Annotated in this window: 14 protein-coding genes and 1 pseudogene; 11 read left to right on the top strand and 4 right to left on the bottom strand. The window is 73.2% G+C overall.

The annotated features are described in order from the left end of the window. Positions 1–61: 61 nt before the first annotated feature. The 9 genes from FRCN3DRAFT_RS0238625 to FRCN3DRAFT_RS0238585 all read left to right on the top strand — a co-directional run bounded on the left by FRCN3DRAFT_RS0238625 (position 62) and on the right by FRCN3DRAFT_RS0238585 (position 7,635). Positions 62–904 (top strand): thiazole synthase, encoded by an 843-nt coding sequence (locus FRCN3DRAFT_RS0238625; RefSeq protein WP_007517870.1) that lies wholly within the window; start codon positions 62–64, stop codon positions 902–904. Further along, a complete protein-coding gene (thiH, locus tag FRCN3DRAFT_RS0238620; RefSeq protein ID WP_007517868.1) occupies positions 901–2,043 on the top strand; it encodes a 2-iminoacetate synthase ThiH in 1,143 nt (380 codons plus the stop codon). The genes FRCN3DRAFT_RS0238625 and thiH overlap by 4 nt, the downstream gene beginning before the upstream one ends. Before the next feature lie 99 nt (positions 2,044–2,142). Beyond that, a complete protein-coding gene (locus FRCN3DRAFT_RS0238615) occupies positions 2,143–3,396 on the top strand; it encodes an NAD(P)/FAD-dependent oxidoreductase (protein WP_007517866.1) in 1,254 nt (417 codons plus the stop codon). A 401-nt stretch (positions 3,397–3,797) separates the two neighbouring features. Further along, on the top strand, positions 3,798–5,453 hold the full coding sequence (locus FRCN3DRAFT_RS0238610) for a Gfo/Idh/MocA family protein (protein WP_007517864.1): 1,656 nt from the start codon (positions 3,798–3,800) through the stop codon (positions 5,451–5,453). A gap of 75 nt (positions 5,454–5,528) precedes the next feature. Then, positions 5,529–5,858: an Rv2175c family DNA-binding protein gene (locus FRCN3DRAFT_RS0238605; RefSeq protein WP_007517862.1), complete on the top strand. Its 330-nt coding sequence runs from the start codon at positions 5,529–5,531 to the stop codon at positions 5,856–5,858. Between the two features lie 66 nt (positions 5,859–5,924). Continuing rightward, positions 5,925–6,149 carry a sulfur carrier protein ThiS gene (gene thiS / locus FRCN3DRAFT_RS0238600; protein WP_232794389.1) on the top strand — a complete coding sequence of 75 codons (225 nt, stop codon included), beginning with the start codon at positions 5,925–5,927 and terminating at the stop codon, positions 6,147–6,149. After that, entirely contained in the window at positions 6,142–6,879 is a 738-nt protein-coding gene (gene thiE / locus FRCN3DRAFT_RS0238595) for a thiamine phosphate synthase (protein ID WP_007517859.1), read from the top strand. Before thiS ends, thiE begins: the two co-directional genes overlap by 8 nt. Positions 6,880–6,919: 40 nt before the next feature. Then, positions 6,920–7,285 (top strand): lycopene cyclase domain-containing protein, encoded by a 366-nt coding sequence (locus tag FRCN3DRAFT_RS0238590; RefSeq protein WP_007517857.1) that lies wholly within the window; start codon positions 6,920–6,922, stop codon positions 7,283–7,285. After that, positions 7,282–7,635 (top strand): lycopene cyclase domain-containing protein, encoded by a 354-nt coding sequence (locus FRCN3DRAFT_RS0238585; protein ID WP_007517855.1) that lies wholly within the window; start codon positions 7,282–7,284, stop codon positions 7,633–7,635. Before FRCN3DRAFT_RS0238590 ends, FRCN3DRAFT_RS0238585 begins: the two co-directional genes overlap by 4 nt. A 124-nt stretch (positions 7,636–7,759) precedes the next feature. Here the strand turns inward: FRCN3DRAFT_RS0238585 and FRCN3DRAFT_RS0238580 are convergent, their stop codons facing one another. Then, on the bottom strand, positions 7,760–8,701 hold the full coding sequence (locus tag FRCN3DRAFT_RS0238580; protein ID WP_007517853.1) for an SDR family oxidoreductase: 942 nt from the start codon (positions 8,699–8,701) through the stop codon (positions 7,760–7,762). Between the two features lie 426 nt (positions 8,702–9,127). Between FRCN3DRAFT_RS0238580 and FRCN3DRAFT_RS0238575 the strand changes: the two genes are divergently transcribed. Next, positions 9,128–10,282, top strand: coding sequence for an acyl-CoA dehydrogenase family protein (locus FRCN3DRAFT_RS0238575; RefSeq protein ID WP_007517852.1), 1,155 nt, complete (start codon positions 9,128–9,130; stop codon positions 10,280–10,282). A gap of 62 nt (positions 10,283–10,344) precedes the next feature. Here FRCN3DRAFT_RS0238575 and FRCN3DRAFT_RS0238570 read toward each other — a convergent pair whose 3' ends face one another. Both FRCN3DRAFT_RS0238570 and FRCN3DRAFT_RS48380 read right to left on the bottom strand, forming a co-directional pair. Then, positions 10,345–10,818, bottom strand: coding sequence for a MaoC/PaaZ C-terminal domain-containing protein (locus FRCN3DRAFT_RS0238570; protein WP_007517850.1), 474 nt, complete (start codon positions 10,816–10,818; stop codon positions 10,345–10,347). Then, the gene (locus FRCN3DRAFT_RS48380) at positions 10,815–11,282 is read right to left on the bottom strand and encodes an FAS1-like dehydratase domain-containing protein (RefSeq protein WP_007517848.1); all 468 of its coding nucleotides are present in this window, start codon (positions 11,280–11,282) and stop codon (positions 10,815–10,817) included. Before FRCN3DRAFT_RS48380 ends, FRCN3DRAFT_RS0238570 begins: the two co-directional genes overlap by 4 nt. A 620-nt stretch (positions 11,283–11,902) precedes the next feature. Between FRCN3DRAFT_RS48380 and FRCN3DRAFT_RS48375 the strand changes: the two genes are divergently transcribed. Further along, positions 11,903–12,850: a hypothetical protein gene (locus FRCN3DRAFT_RS48375; protein WP_007517847.1), complete on the top strand. Its 948-nt coding sequence runs from the start codon at positions 11,903–11,905 to the stop codon at positions 12,848–12,850. A gap of 810 nt (positions 12,851–13,660) precedes the next feature. Here the strand turns inward: FRCN3DRAFT_RS48375 and FRCN3DRAFT_RS56885 are convergent. Beyond that, positions 13,661–14,515 (bottom strand): annotated as a pseudogene (locus FRCN3DRAFT_RS56885) (hypothetical protein); the annotation flags it as partial.

Genomic DNA, 14,515 nt, shown 5'->3' with positions numbered 1-14,515 from the left:
AGCAGCCGTCGGCGACCCGTCGACCCGATCGCGATCATGCGCGCGTGGGGAGGGAAAGGTGATGGCAGCACCTGGAACGGCGTCGGCCGGGCTCACCGAGCTCGAGGACGAGCCGCTGCGGATCGGCGGATGGGCGTTCACCAGCCGGCTCATGGTGGGCACGGGGAAGTTCGGCAGTCACGCCCTGATGCGCGACAGCCTCGTCGCCAGCGGAGCCGAGATCGTGACGGTCGCGCTGCGCCGGGTGGACCTTGACCGGGCCGGCGAGGGCGACGTGCTCGACTTCGTCCCACCGGGGGTGACCCTGCTGCCGAACACCTCCGGCGCCGTCAACGCCGAGGAGGCGCACCGGCTCGCCCGGCTCGGCCGGGCCTCGACGGGCAGCCCGCTCGTCAAGCTGGAGGTCACTCCCGACCCGCGCACGCTCGCGCCGGACCCGGTGGAGACGCTGCGCGCCGCCGAACTGCTGATCGCCGACGGGTTCACCGTGCTGCCGTACTGCCCGGCCGACCCGGTGCTCGCCCGCCGGCTCGAGGAGGCGGGCTGCGCGACGGTCATGCCGCTCGGCAGCTGGATCGGCTCCAACCGCGGCCTGCGCACCCGCGACGCCCTCGAGGTGATCATCGAGGCGGCCGGCGTGCCGGTCGTCGTCGACGCCGGCCTGGGCGTTCCCTCCGACGCCGCGGAGGCGATGGAGATCGGCGCGTCCGCCGTCCTCGTCAACACCGCGATCGCGGTCGCGAGCAACCCGGTGACGATGGCGCGCGCGTTCGCCCTCGCGACCGTCGCCGGCCGGCTCGGCTACCTCGCCGGCCGCGGCGCCGTCAGCGCGTCGACGAGGGCCGAGGCGTCCTCTCCGCTGACCGGCTTCCTCGGCGCCCAGCCCGGGACCCTCGCCCCGTGAGCGCCCCGCCGGGGGAGTTCGCGAAGGTCCTCGCCGGTCTCGACCCGCCGGGGATCGCCGCCGCCGGGCTGCGCGCCGACGACGCCGCGGTGACCGCCGTGCTCGCGACCGCGCGCGCCGGCGGCCGGCTCGGGCTCGCCGACCTCGCCGTCCTGCTCTCCCCGGCCGCGACCGGCCGGATCGAGGAGCTGGCCCGCGCCGCCCGCGAGACGACGCTGCGCCGCTTCGGACGCGCCGTGCGGCTGTTCGCCCCGCTGTACGTCTCGAACGCCTGCCTGTCGTCGTGCACGTACTGCGGCTTCTCCAAGGGGCTGCCGGTCGTGCGCCGGACGCTGTCCCTCGACGAGACCGAGGCCGAGGCGCGGCTGCTGGCCGAGCGCGGCTTCCGCCACCTGCTGCTGGTCTCCGGCGAGCACCGGACGGAGGTGTCCGCCGACTACCTCGTCGCCGTCGTCGAGCGGCTCTCCCCGCTGTTTCCAGCGATCTCGATCGAGACCCAGACCTGGTCGGACGACACCTACGCCCGGCTCGTCGCCGGCGGGCTGGTCGGGGCGGTCCACTATCAGGAGACCTACGACCGGACCCGGTACCGCGAGGTGCACGTCGCCGGGTGGAAGCGCGACTTCGACCGCCGGTTGTCCTCGTTCGAGCGGGCCGGCGCCGCCGGCGTGCGTCGCCTCGGCCTCGGCGTGCTGCTCGGCCTCGCCGTCGACTGGCGAGCGGACGTGCTCGCGCTCGCCGCGCACGCGTCGTTCCTGTCCCGCCGGTTCTGGCGCACGGAGATCACCGCGGCGCTGCCGCGGATCCGGCCGAACGCGGCCGGCTTCCCGCCGGTGGTCGTCGTCGGCGACGCCGAGTTCGTCCAGGCGCACGCCGCGCTGCGGCTCTACGAGCCCGACCTGGACCTGTCGCTGTCCACCCGCGAGCCCGCGGCGATGCGCGACGGCCTGGTCCGCATCGCGGTGACCACGATGAGCGCGGGCTCGTCCACCGAGCCGGGCGGCTACGGGACACCCGGCAGCGCGCAGGAACAGTTCTCGATCAGCGACGAGCGCCCCCCGGACGCCGTCGCGGCCATGCTCGTCGAGGCCGGCTACGACCCGGTCTGGAAGGACGCCTTCCCGCTGGTCGCAACCTGACCAGCAAGGTCACCACATGACGGCGCGTGGACGCCGCCGGTTGTGATCTGGCGAATCTCACGGGGGCTTCCTGGCGTGGTGCGCAGGTAGCCTGCGGCCATGGAACACGTTGTGGTGGTGGGCGCCGGGCTGGCTGGCGGCCGGACCGTCGTCGAGCTGCGCGAGCAGGGGTACACCGGCCGGATCACGCTGATCGGGGCTGAGGAGCACCCGCCCTACGACCGTCCGCCACTGTCGAAGGCAGTGCTGACCGGCCGCACCGACAGCACCCACCTGCCCTACGGGCTGCACGACCTGGACAGCGTCGAGCTGCTGCTCGGCCGGCAGGCGACCGGCCTGGAACCCGGCGTGGTCCACACCGACGCGGGCCCCGTCGAGTACGACGGCCTGGTGATCGCCAGCGGCTCGGCGCCGATCCGGCTGCCCGGCGCGCCCGGCCAGCGGGTGCTGCGCACCATCGACGACTCGCTCGCGCTGCGCGAGGCGCTGCGTCCGGGGCTGCGGCTCGTCATCGTCGGTGCCGGCTGGATCGGCGCCGAGGTCGCGACCGTCGCCGCCAAGCAGGGCGCCGAGGTGACCGTCGTCGAAGGTGGCGGCTTCCCGCTCGCGCCGCTGGGCGCCGAGGTTGGCGGGCACGCCGTCCACTGGTACGAGGAAGCCGGTGTCACCCTGCGCGTCGACGCCATGGTCGACAAGATCGGCGAGGACGGGCTGCTGCTCGTGGGCGGCGAGTTCATCCCGGCCGACGAGATCGTCGTCGGCGTCGGCGTGCGCCCGGACGTCGGCTGGCTCGGCGGGGCGCTGGCCCTCGAGCGCGGGATCGTCAGCGACGAGCACCTGCTGGCCACCTGGGCCCCCGACGTCGCCGGCGCGGCGGGCGCCGCGCCGGTGGTCGCCGTCGGCGACTGCGCGGCCTGGTGGTCGCTGCGCTACGGCAAGCGGATGCACGTCGAGCACTGGGACAGCGCCCAGGGCGCGCCCGCCGTCGCGGCCAGCACCCTGCTCGGCCTCGCCGCCGGCCAGGCCGTCGCCGACCTGCCCGTCTACAACCCGGTGCCGTACTTCTGGTCGGAGCAGTTCGGCCGGATGGTGCAGTTCGCCGGCCTGCCGGCGGACGACGCCCATCTGGTGTTCCGCGGCGACCCGACCGCGCGCCGGGAGCCGGACGCCAAGAAGGCACCCGGCTGGACGGCCGGCTGGTTCGCCCCGGACGGCACGCTCACCGCGCTGGTGACGGTGGCGCGCCCGATCGACATGGTCGCCGGCCGCCGCCTGCTCGCCGCCGCGGCCCGCCCCGACCAGGCCCAGTTCGCCGACCCGGCCGTCCCCCTGAAGTCCTTCGTGGCTGACTGAGGCCGTCCCTGGTGACCGACCGGCCGTCCCTGGTGACGGACCCGGCCGTCCCTGGTGACCGACCGAGGCCGTCCTTCGTGGCCGACCTGAGGCGCACGTGGGCGCGGGACGGCCTCCCACACGGTTTCGGGCCGCCAGACAAGGCGTGCTTCATGACCAGATCTCATGCCGCGCGCCGGCGGCGCGGTCCGGGCCCGCCGGGGCGGGGCGCCGGCTGCGCCGCCCTGTGACCGGCCGATGTCACACTACGTGGTGGCCGCGGCGGCTTGTCGCTGGTCGTGGGCTCGCCGGTGCCCGTCGTCAGGAGCGTGGGGCGGGGCGGCTAGCTGGACGTTCGGGTCGATCGGACGTATAGCACCCGTTGGCGGGCGGATGGGGTCCTGTCACTAGAGTCTGGCGCTGTGCCGCGCATTCACCTGGTCTCCAACCTGCCTGGGGTGAGCGCCCTCGGTGACCACCTCCGGGCCGCCGGGCTCGGGCCTACCTCAGCCCGCTCCGCCGACGCCCTACTGGTCCTCATCGACCGGCCGCTGGACTCCGTCGAGCAGGAGCTTCTCGACCGTGCGCGGCAGTCGGTGCCGGTGCTGCTCGCGGGACCCACCGTGCGCGCGCTGCCGTCCGACAGCCCGCTGGTCGAGGCCTCCGGGCTGATTCCCGGCCACACGACGCCCGCGCACGAGCTGCGGGTGACGGTCGGCCCGAACGGCGCGCAGGTCGCCGCCCGGATGGGCGACTTCCGACCGGTCGACAGCTGGGTCGTCCCCGACAAGATCGCCGACGACGTCGAACGGCTGCTGGTCGTCCAGCACAGCCTGACCGAGTACCCGGTCTGCACCTGGCGGCCGTCCACCGGCCTGGGCATGTTCACCCTCGGCTCCACCGCGAGCACGCTCGCCGATCCCGCCTACCACCGGCTGGTCGGCCGCTGGCTGCGCCACACCCTCGGCGTCCACGACGCCGAGCCCGTCGGCGTAGGCCTGCTCGGCGCCCCGGGCATGCCGGGGGCCCACCACCAGTCGGCCGTCGAGGCCACCGAGGGCCTGAACCTGGTCGCGGTCAGCGGCACCGGCCGCGCCGCCGGCGCCCGGTCCGGCGAGGGTCAGGCACGCTCCTACGACGAGCCCGACGGCCTGATCGCCGACGCGGACGTCCGCCTCGTCATCATCGGCACCCCGAACAACACCCGCGCGCAGTGGGCCGCCCGAGCGCTGGAGGCCGGCAAGGACGTCGTCATCCCGTCCCCGTTCGCGCTGTCCACCCAGGAGGCCGACGACCTGGCGCTGCTCGCCGCCGCCCGCTCGTCGCTGCTCGCGACCTACCCGGAGCGTCGCGAGGACCCGGCCTACCAGAGCCTGCGCGCGGCCGTCCGCAGCGGCGCCATCGGCGACGTCCTGTCGGTCGAGATCGCCCACGGCGGGTACAACCGGCCTTCCGGCGGCTGGCGCGACGACGAGCGCGCCAGCGGCGGCCTCATTCACGACCGTGCCGCGGGGCACCTCGACTGGGTGCTCGACCTGGTGGACGAGCCGGTCGAGTGGGTCACGGCCACCGCCCAGAAGCGGGTCTGGCACCACGTCACCAATGCCGACCACGCCCGCGTCCTGCTGCGCTTCGCCAGCGGCGCCGAGGCACAGGTGACGGTCTCCGACCTGCTCGCGGTGCCCACCGCCCGGCTGCACGTGCTCGGCACCACCGGTTCGATATTCGGCGACGACCCGGCGATGGCCGCCCTCGCCACCGGCACCCCCGCCGAGACGGCGCCGGCGGACACATGGTCCCGGGCCGGCGGCCGGCACGCCGGCCGAAACGGCGACGGCGCCCCGTACACCCCGCTGTCGGCCGGACCGCTCACGGTGGTCTCCCACGACGGCACCAGAACCCGGCTGCCGCTTCCGGCCGGCCCCGCCCACCCGTTCTACCGCGACCTCACCGACGCGCTCCTGTCCGGCTGGCCGCTCACCTCCTACCGGGTGGAGGCCGCCCGCAGGGTCGTCGCCGTCGCCGAGGCCGCCACTCGCTCCGCGGGCGGCGGCGGCGTCCAGATCGGCCCGGCCTGACCGGTGTCCTGCCTGACTGGTCACGGGCGCGAGGCCGGTCTTGAGGACACCTCCCGGTCGTGTTTACTTTCGACCATGGACAACTGGTTGCCGCTGCCTGACATCGCCGAGGCGATGGGGGTCCCGATCACGCGGGTGCGTCAGCTCGTGCGGGAGGGCAGCCTCCTCGCTCGCCGCCAGGAGGACGGCATACTGCGGGTTCCAGCCGGCTTCATCCAGGACGGCCAGCTCACGAAGGGCCTGTCCGGCACGCTGACGGTGCTCGCCGACGCCGGCTACACACCCGACGAGGCCATCGACTGGTTGCTGCGCGAGGATCCGAGCCTTCCCGGCACGCCGCTGGACGCGCTGCGCGAGAACCGTGGCAGGGAGGTCAAGCGCCGTGCCCAGGCGCTCGGATTCTGACCGCGGCGGGCGGGCGGCGGCCGCGCGGCGCCGCGCCCAGGGTCCAGAATGCGTAGGGTCCAGAGTGTGGGTGATCCGTCTGTGGCCGCGGTGGTCGTCATCGTGAACGGCCAGGAGCGGCGGGTGCCGGAAGGGCAGCCGCTCCTCGAGCTGATCGCCGAGCTGGGCCTGCGTCCTGGGTCGGTGGTGGTCGAGTACAACGGCGAGGCGCTCACCGCCGCGCAGCGCCGGGATGTGCGGCTGCGCGCTGATGACCGGCTCGAGCTCGTCCGGGCGGTCGCCGGTGGCTGACAGCGACCCGGCGGCGCCCGCGGACGCCTCGGCGGCCCGCGCGGCGAGGCTGGCGCGGCTCGCGGACGCCCGGCTCTACCTGTGCACCCCCCGCCAGCCTGACTTCGACGCCTTCCTCGACGGCGTGCTCGCCCCGCCCGCCACCGGCACCGGCTTTGACGGCGTTGCCGCGCCGGGCGTCGACCTGATCCAGCTCCGGGAGAAGGGGCTGGAGTGGCGGGAGGAGGCCGCGGCGCTGGAGCGGATGCTCGCCGCCGGCCGCCGCCACGGCGCGCTGGTCAGCGGCAACGACCGGGCGGACCTGGCCTCGGTGCTCGGCGTCGACATCCTGCACGTCGGCCAGGACGACATCCCGCCGGCCGTCGCGCGCCGCCTCCTCGGCCCCGGCGTGATCCTTGGCCTGTCGACGCACGACGAACGGCAGCTCGAGGCGGCGCTGGCCGACCCGGATGTCGACTACTTCTGCGTCGGCCCGGTCTGGCCGACGCCGACGAAGGAGGGCCGCCCCGGGGTGGGCCCGCGACTCCTCGCCGCGGCCGTCGCCGCCGCCCCGCCGTTCACACCCGGTTCGAAGCCGTGGTTCGCGATCGGCGGCATCGACGAGGAACGCCTCGACACGGTGCTCGCCACCGGCGCGCGCCGTGCCGTCGTCGTCCGCGCCATCACCGGCGCGCCCGACCCGTCCGCCGCGTCCGCCGCCCTCGCCGCCCGTCTGCGCGCCGCGGGCTAGCCCGGCGCAGCCCAGTCCTCGCAGCGTCCGGCCGGTTCTGATGCGTCACCTCGGCTACCTCGCGGTGCTGGCGGCCTGCCTGCTCGGCACCGCGCCGCTGGAGGTGTTCCTGCGCACCCGGGTCTACGCCCGGTGGCGCCGGCTGGTGCGCACCCTCATCCCGGTGCTGGCCGTCTTCGTGGGCTGGGACCTGTACGCGATCGCGCGCGAGCAGTGGACGTTCGACGCGCGCGGCGTCACCGGGGTGCGGCTGCCGGGCGGGATCCCGCTGGAGGAGGCACTGTTCTTCGCCGTCGTGCCGATCTGCGCGATCCTCACCCTGGAGGCCGTCCGCGCCCGGCGTCGCGACTGGCCCGTCGGTGACGAACCGCCGCCCCCCGAGTCTCAGCCGCCGGGGCCCGGATGAGCTACACGGCGCTCGCCGTCGCGGGCGTGCTCGCCGCCGTCACAGCCGACGCGCTGGTGTTCCGGCTGAGGCTGGTGCGACGGCGGGCGTTCTGGACCGCCTACGCGATCATCATCGTCTGCCAGCTGATCACGAACGGGGTGCTCACCGGGTTCGGCATCGTGCGCTACGACCCGGCCACGATCCTCGGTCCGCGGGTCGCGTTCGCCCCCGTCGAGGACCTGCTGTTCGGCTTCGCCCTCGTCCTGTGGACCCTCGACTGGTGGGTCTGGTGGGGCCGCCGCGACCGTGATCATCGCCGGCGGTCCCACGACCGGCCCACGCGACCGGCCGGCGACCCTCCCGGGTAGGTACCGAACCGTGGTCGATGGTCGCCCGAATAGGCACGACCATCGACCACGCTCCGTCGACCGTGTGCAAGCCGTGGTCGATGGTGGTGTCCTAGGACACCACCATCGACCACGAACCGGTGGGTCAGGACGACGGGCGGTTGCCCTGCATGTCGGCGTTCGCGGCGGCCTTGGCGACCAGGTCGGGGATGACCTCGCCCAGCTCGCCCGGCTCCCACTTGCCCTCGCGGTTGACCGACGGGCCGTTCACCCAGCCCTCGGTGACGCTGATGAAGCCGCCCAGGACCGAGAACACCCGGCCGCTGACGCCCTTCGACTGGGGCGAACCGAGCCAGACGACCAGCGGGGAGATGTTCTCCGGCCCGAGCGGGTTCCAGTCGGCCTTCGCCTCGGGCTGCTCCTTGAGGTCCTCCTCCTGCTTCTTGACGAAGCCGAGGTCCTCGGTCATCCGGGTGAGCGCGGTTGGGGCGATCGCGTTGACGGTGACGCCGTAGCGGCCCAGTTCCATGGCGGCGATGACGGTGAACGCGGCGATGCCGGCCTTCGCGGCGCCGTAGTTCGTCTGGCCGACGTTGCCGAAGATGCCCGACGGCGACGAGGTGTTGATGATGCGGGCGTCGTTGGTCTCGCCGGCCTTGGAACGGTCCCGCCAGTACGCCGCGGCGTGGTGCGCGACGCCGAAGGTGCCCTTCAGGTGCACCTTGATGACGGCGTCCCACTCGGCCTCGGTCATGTTCACCAGCATCCGGTCGCGCAGGATGCCGGCGTTGTTCACGACGACGTCCAGCGTGCCGAAGGTGTCGACGGCCTGGTCGACGAGGTTCTTGGAGCCGTCCCAGGTCGAGATGTCCTCGGTGTTCGCGACCGCCTCGCCGCCCGCGGCGACGATCTCGGCGGCTACGGACTGCGCCGGGCCCGCCGACGCGCCGGTGCCGTCCCGGGCTCCGCCGAGGTCGTTGACGACGACCTTCGCGCCCTCGGCGGCGAACGCGAGCGCGTGCTCCCGGCCGATGCCGCCGCCCGCGCCGGTGATGACGACGACGCGTCCCTCGCAGATCCCGCTCATGCCCGGACTCCTCTTGTCACGTGTCGAGTTCCGTTCTGTTCTGTCGATCTTGCCTGCGCCTGGGACGAACCGCGCTGGTCTGACGTCCCATATGCCCGCCGGCCAGGAGATCTGGTGCCGCCGAACTTCGCTTACCCAGCGATTTCCGCGGCGGCGGAGGTCGGCGGCGGAGCTGGAGGTCATCGTGTCGCGCCTGCGCGTCACGGGCCAGCGAAGGCAGCGACCTCCGCCGTCCGGACGCGTCCGGTGTGCGCCGTGGCGCCCGTGTGGGCAGGATGGGGGACGGCGCGTGCCGTAGGCCCCAACCGGCGGTGCTCTTGGTTCACCCCAGAGCGCGGGGTCCTCACCGATTCCAGCGCCAGCAGGAATCGGCGGGGGAGCAGTGCCGTACCGATGCTGGATCGAGAGCAGATACGGACGGGTGCCGTGCAGGAGAGTGACTTCGCCGAGGTGCTGGCCTCGGTACGACGGTTCGTGCGCGAACGGGTCGTGCCGCTGGAACAGGAGATCGAAGAGACCGACGAGATACCGGCGGCCCTGCGGGCCGCGGCCGCCGAGATGGGGCTGTTCGGGTTCGCGATTTCCGAGCTCTACGGCGGGCTGGGCCTGTCGATGAGCGAGGAGGTCCGGCTCGTCTACGAGCTCGGCTACACCACGCCGTCGTTCCGGTCGATGTTCGGGACGAACAACGGGATCGCCGGCCACGTGCTGCTCGAGGGCGCGACCGAGGAGCAGAGGAAGACCTGGCTGCCGAAGGTCGCCTCGGGGGACTGGACCGCGTCGTTCGCGCTGACCGAGCAGGGCGCCGGCTCCGACCCGGCCGGCCTGGCCACCACCGCCGTCCGCGACGGCGACGAGTGGGTGATCAACGGCTCCAAGCGGTTCATCACCAACGCGCCGCTCGCCGACGTCTTCATGGTCTTCGCCCGGACCGACCCGCACGCCTCGCCCAGCCGGGGCATCACCACGTTCATGGTCGAGAAGGGCACGGCCGGCCTGTCCGTCGGCCCGCGCGACCACAAGATGGGCCAGGCCGGCGCCTGGACCGCCGACGTCTACTTCGACAACGTGCGGGTTCCGTCGTCGGCGCTCATCGGCGGGGAGGACGGCGTCGGGCGGGGCTACGCGACCGCGATGCGCTGCCTCGCGCACGGGCGGATCCACATCGCGGCGCTGTGCGTCGGCATGTGCCAGCGGCTCGTCGACGAGTCCGTCTCCTACGCGGCCTCCCGGGAACAGGGCGGCGCGGTGATCGGCACCTACCAGCTGGTCCAGGGCCTGATCGCAGACTCGGCGACCGACCTCTACGCCGCCCGCGCGCTTGTCTCCGACGTCGCCGCCAAGTTCGACGACGGCAGCGACAAGCGAATCGGGCCGTCCTGCGCCAAGTACTTCGCCTCGGAGGCGGTCGGGCGGATCGCCGACCGGGCGGTGCAGATCCACGGCGGTTCCGGCTACATCCGCGGCGTCCCGGTGGAGCGTTTCTACCGCGACGCCCGGTTGTTCCGGATCTACGAGGGCACGAGCCAGATCCAGCAGATCGTCATCGCCCGCGGCCTGCTGGCCCAGGCCGGATCCTGACGGTCCCCGGCTGTGCGGTGGCGAGGCGCTCAGCGCCCCGCCACCGCACAGCCCCGATGGGTCTAGACGGGGACGACGAAGGTCGCCTCGCCCTTGATGTGGGTGCCGCCGGTCTGGCGGGTGACGAGCAGATCCAGGTCGACGAGCTGCTGGCCGGCCTCCTCGCGCAGCCCGGTCACGGTCGCGCGGTAGGTGAGTACGTCGCCTGGCCAGGCCTGCTCCCGGAACTGGGTGCTGAACCGGCGGAGGTTCGCGGCGCCGAAGCAGTCGGTCACATACGTGCCCAGAACACCGGCCTGCAGCATCCCGACGGCGAACACGGTCGGGAACCCGGCTGCCCGGGCGAACTCCTCATCGTGGTGGATGGGATTGAGGTCGCCGGACGCGCCCTGGTAGCGGACGAAGTCCGTGCGGGTGAGCGGTTGGTCGATGAGCGGCGCGGGTCCAAGGCCCACCGCCAGGTCCTCCCAGGCGGGTCTGGGGCCGAGCACCGGCGTGCTGGCCGCACCGGTGCCGAGGTCGGCTGTGGTGGTCATCGGGCGTCGTCCTTCCCGTCGCTGGCCGCGCTGGCCGCCGCCGGCGCCTGGCTGGTGACGATCACGGTGTTCTTCGCCTCGGCGACCAGACGGCCATCGGGCGTGCGGAACTCGTTGACGACCACGATGAACCGCATCGTGCCACCGCGGCGGCCTTCCTTGACGTAGTCGGCGGCGATCTTCGCGCGGCCGACGAGCCGGGTGCCGGCGCGCGGTGGCTCGCCGTGGAAGACGAACTCCTGGCCGCCGTGCAGCACGCGGCCGAGGTCGATCTCCTCGTATCCCTCGATCTCGTCCCACGGCACACCGGCGCCGTCGGACCAGAACGCGGAGGTCATCAGGAAGGTGGCCGGCGAGACCGGCCGCTCGGCCGTCAGGTAGTCGGGGTTGCGCGACTTGGTCGCCCGGGCGAACTCGCGGATCTTGCCGAGTTCGACCTCCATCGTGTAGCCCGGTGCGGGCATGGGGCTCCTCCCTCACGGCGCGGCTCCGGGCCGCCGGGTCGCGACGGACACGGGCGGATTCGCGCGGCGATGCGCTGGGCCGACGGAGGTGGGCGAGCCCCGTGCCTCCGGAGGTCACCAGATCCTGTCCCGATCGTTCGATATCGGGTCTTGCAAGGCTGCCACGGACTCGCCCCGGATGCACCTAGATCCCCGGCTGGGCAGGAACTCCCGCCCTCGGGCCCTCCTTGTGATCTTTCCTCGGGCACGGGCACGAGCACAGGTGAGCGCGACGGTGGCGCGGCACCCGGCGGCCGGTCGCGCGTCAGCTGGACGGTGGTCACAGAAACGAGCAAACCGTCCACGGATATATGCCCCCAGCCCTAGGCTCGGCGGAGATGGAGCAACGTGCGGCGGACGAACGGCACCGCGGGGACGAACGGCACCGTGGCGGGAGTCTCAGCCGGCGCGGCAATGCCGCGGGCGACCGCGCCTCCGACACCTACACGAGGCGAGCGCCGCGGTCTCAGGAGCCGCCCTCGTCATCTCCGTCGCCGTCGTCATCTTCGCCGTCGCCAGGGCGGCACCGGTCTCCCTGGGGCAGGTCGGGGCGGATCCTGCCGATCCGGTGGGGCCGGATCGTGGCCGGCGGCCTGGTCGCCCTCGCCGTGGTCGGCGTCCTGGTCGGCTATGCGCTGCTCAGCGGCAGCGGCCCGAAGACGACCAGCACCGCGGGCGGCGGCTCGGCGGCCTCCGGGCAACCTAGCCGGGACACGAGCCGGGTCACGGTCGCCGGCCCGTCGTCGACCGGCGCCGGGACGGGTCCGGACAGCGCGACCTCCAGCCCCGCGCCGGGCACGGTCCTCGAGTTCCTCCCGACCGACCTCCCGGTCCCGCCCCAGCCCACCGCCTCGCGCCCGGCGGCGAGCCTCGTCCCCACCCCCGCCGGGCCCAGGAGCACCGGCCCCGCGCTCACCCTCGGGCGAACGTCCGTCAATCTCGGTCAGGTCGACTCCAGCGACACGGTCGACCTCACCAACACGGGCACCGAGGCCGTCACGATCCGGACCAGTGGCGCACCGGCCTACCTGGACGCGGTACCGCGCACGTCCCGCCTCGATCCGGGCTACCGCACCCAGCTGGTCATCAGCCTGGACCGCTCGGCCGCGCCGGTCGGCCAGCTCGACATCCCGATCACCGTGACCCCGGCCGCGGGTACCGGCGGGGGGACGATCCACGTGACGGCCGTGGTCACCGCCGGGCCGAAGATCCTCTCCGCCGCCGGGCCGTCGTCGCTTCGGGCTCAGGCCTGCGCCACCGACCAGGCCCCCGCGACCGGTACGCTGACGGTCGAGGTCCAGGACCCGGTCGGCATGTCCGGCGGCAGTGTCGCGATAACCACCCCGAACGGCGCAGCCACGACGGTCGCCCTTCAGCTGGGCTCCACCGCCGACGACAGGTCCACCTGGACCGCCCAGCTGGGCCCCTCGGCCTCCGCCGGCACCCTCGCCTACACCGTGACCGTCAAGGACCTCAACAACCGGGTGGCCAGCCAGCAGGGCTCCGTGCCCGTCGCCGCCTGCTCGTAGCGCCCGGCGGCTCTTTGCCCAGGTGACGCGAGCGTGGTGGGTGCCGTGGGCGATGAGAGGTGACGGTGGCCGACCTCCCGGCCGTCCGCCCAGCGCTTGTGACGTTCAAGAAGCGCATTCGTTACCCGAGCGGCGCGATGCGGCGACAAATTGCACCTGGACATCGACTTTGGGCGTCGACGGTGACCGGTCGGAAGCGTGACGTGAAAGCGGAGGTGACGGCGTTTCTGATTCCGCTCGCCAACCAGAGAGTCGAAGCGAACTACCCGCTCAGTCGCGAGCTAAACGCGACTCATGCGGTAATCCTGAACTTGCGCCAAGCCCAAACGAGTCCATCCGGCTGACGCCACGGAAGGTGGCACGCCAAGAAGTTGTAAACGCAACTCAACTGCCGCCGCGGACGGCAGGGAATCGGATCGACTACGCCGAGGTCAAGGGGCGAGAAACGGAAGACGCCGATGTCGCCGCCCAGCGCCGATCAAAACGGCTACGCGCGACAGCCGTCGCGAGGCGACGACGAGCCGAGGGGCCCCGAAAGGTCGGGAGTGCCGACCACGCCGGGACTCCGGGGTAGACCCCGGAGCAACATTGCGGGTTGTGAGACGCCAACCCAATGGGGACAACGAGTGGGACAAGTTTAGGTACCGCCCGGCTCGGGGGGTACCGGGCGGCACTTTTTCGATAGTGGCAGCTACTGGAGGGTTGCACAAGACACCAACTCAACAAATCCATGTCGGCGGCTGGATGCGGGCGTTGATCGGCCCGTATCCAGACCAGACCAGGCCAGCCGTGGAAGTCCACTCGACGTGGTCAGGCGGGGCGCCGGTACACGCGGGTCGCGGTGAGGACGCCAGTCGCGGCATCCATGCCGCCGCCGGTGGCGGCGGGCAGGCCGCGCCGCAGATGTTCCTCGACCCGCAGGTATTTCAGGCCGGCGCGCAGGTCCGCGTCGTTCCGTAGCCTGATCACCAGGGGGAAGGCGGCCAGGGCCGCCGTGTCGAACAGGCCGGTGGTGTAGACGAGCTGGACACCGAGCCGGTCGGCTACGGCAAGCTGCAGGTCGAGCAGGTAACCGGCGGAGGCGCGGCCGATCGGATTGTCGAGGAACAGCACGCCGGCGTGCGGGGCGCGCAGCTGGCCCCGGTCGTTGGCGCGCAGCGCCGCCATCGTGCAGTACAGGATGATCGCCGCGGTGAGCTGCTGGCCGCCGGAGAACACGTCGCCGAGCTCGGACACCCGGACCCGCTCGGTGCGCAGCACCGCGTCCGGCTTGAGTACCTCGACCCGCACCCCGCGCGGCAGGGCGGCGCGCACCGCGCGCAGGAGCAGTGCCATCCCGTCCAGCCGCGGTGCGGCGGCGGCCGCGGCGTCGATGACGTCGCCGAGTGCGTCTGCGAGCCCCGCCGCCTCCGGATCCGTGAACGAGATCCGCAGAAACTCCTGGCCGGACCAGTCGCCGAGCTGGTCGGGCAGCCGGGACAGCCGCTGCGCGGCGCGCAGCGTGCCGAGCGCGGCGCGGACCATCCCCTCCAGCCGGGCCACGATCGCCGCCCGGTTGCGGCCGATGTGCGCGAGGTCGTCGTCGAGGCTGCGCAGCCGGGGCGCCAGCGCGTCAGCCCAGGCGGCCGCGTTCGCCGCGACCGCCTCCCGCCCGGCGCGGACCAT

Origin of the sequence: Pseudofrankia saprophytica, from assembly GCF_000235425.2 — a bacterium.
GTDB classification, from domain to species: Bacteria; Actinomycetota; Actinomycetes; order Frankiales; family Frankiaceae; genus Pseudofrankia; species Pseudofrankia saprophytica.
This window is presented reverse-complemented; position numbering and strand designations above follow the sequence as displayed.

Bases quoted from the DNA above. Each gene is read 5' to 3' on its own strand.
- FRCN3DRAFT_RS0238625 (WP_007517870.1), top strand. From the start codon at position 62: ATGGCAGCACCTGGAACGGCGTCGGCCGGGCTCACCGAGCTCGAGGAC.
- FRCN3DRAFT_RS0238615 (WP_007517866.1), top strand. From the start codon at position 2,143: ATGGAACACGTTGTGGTGGTGGGCGCCGGGCTGGCTGGCGGCCGGACC.
- FRCN3DRAFT_RS0238605 (WP_007517862.1), top strand. From the start codon at position 5,529: ATGGACAACTGGTTGCCGCTGCCTGACATCGCCGAGGCGATGGGGGTC.
- FRCN3DRAFT_RS0238590 (WP_007517857.1), top strand. From the start codon at position 6,920: ATGCGTCACCTCGGCTACCTCGCGGTGCTGGCGGCCTGCCTGCTCGGC.
- FRCN3DRAFT_RS0238585 (WP_007517855.1), top strand. From the start codon at position 7,282: ATGAGCTACACGGCGCTCGCCGTCGCGGGCGTGCTCGCCGCCGTCACA.
- FRCN3DRAFT_RS0238580 (WP_007517853.1), bottom strand. From the start codon at position 8,701: ATGAGCGGGATCTGCGAGGGACGCGTCGTCGTCATCACCGGCGCGGGC.
- FRCN3DRAFT_RS0238570 (WP_007517850.1), bottom strand. From the start codon at position 10,818: ATGACCACCACAGCCGACCTCGGCACCGGTGCGGCCAGCACGCCGGTG.
- FRCN3DRAFT_RS48380 (WP_007517848.1), bottom strand. From the start codon at position 11,282: ATGCCCGCACCGGGCTACACGATGGAGGTCGAACTCGGCAAGATCCGC.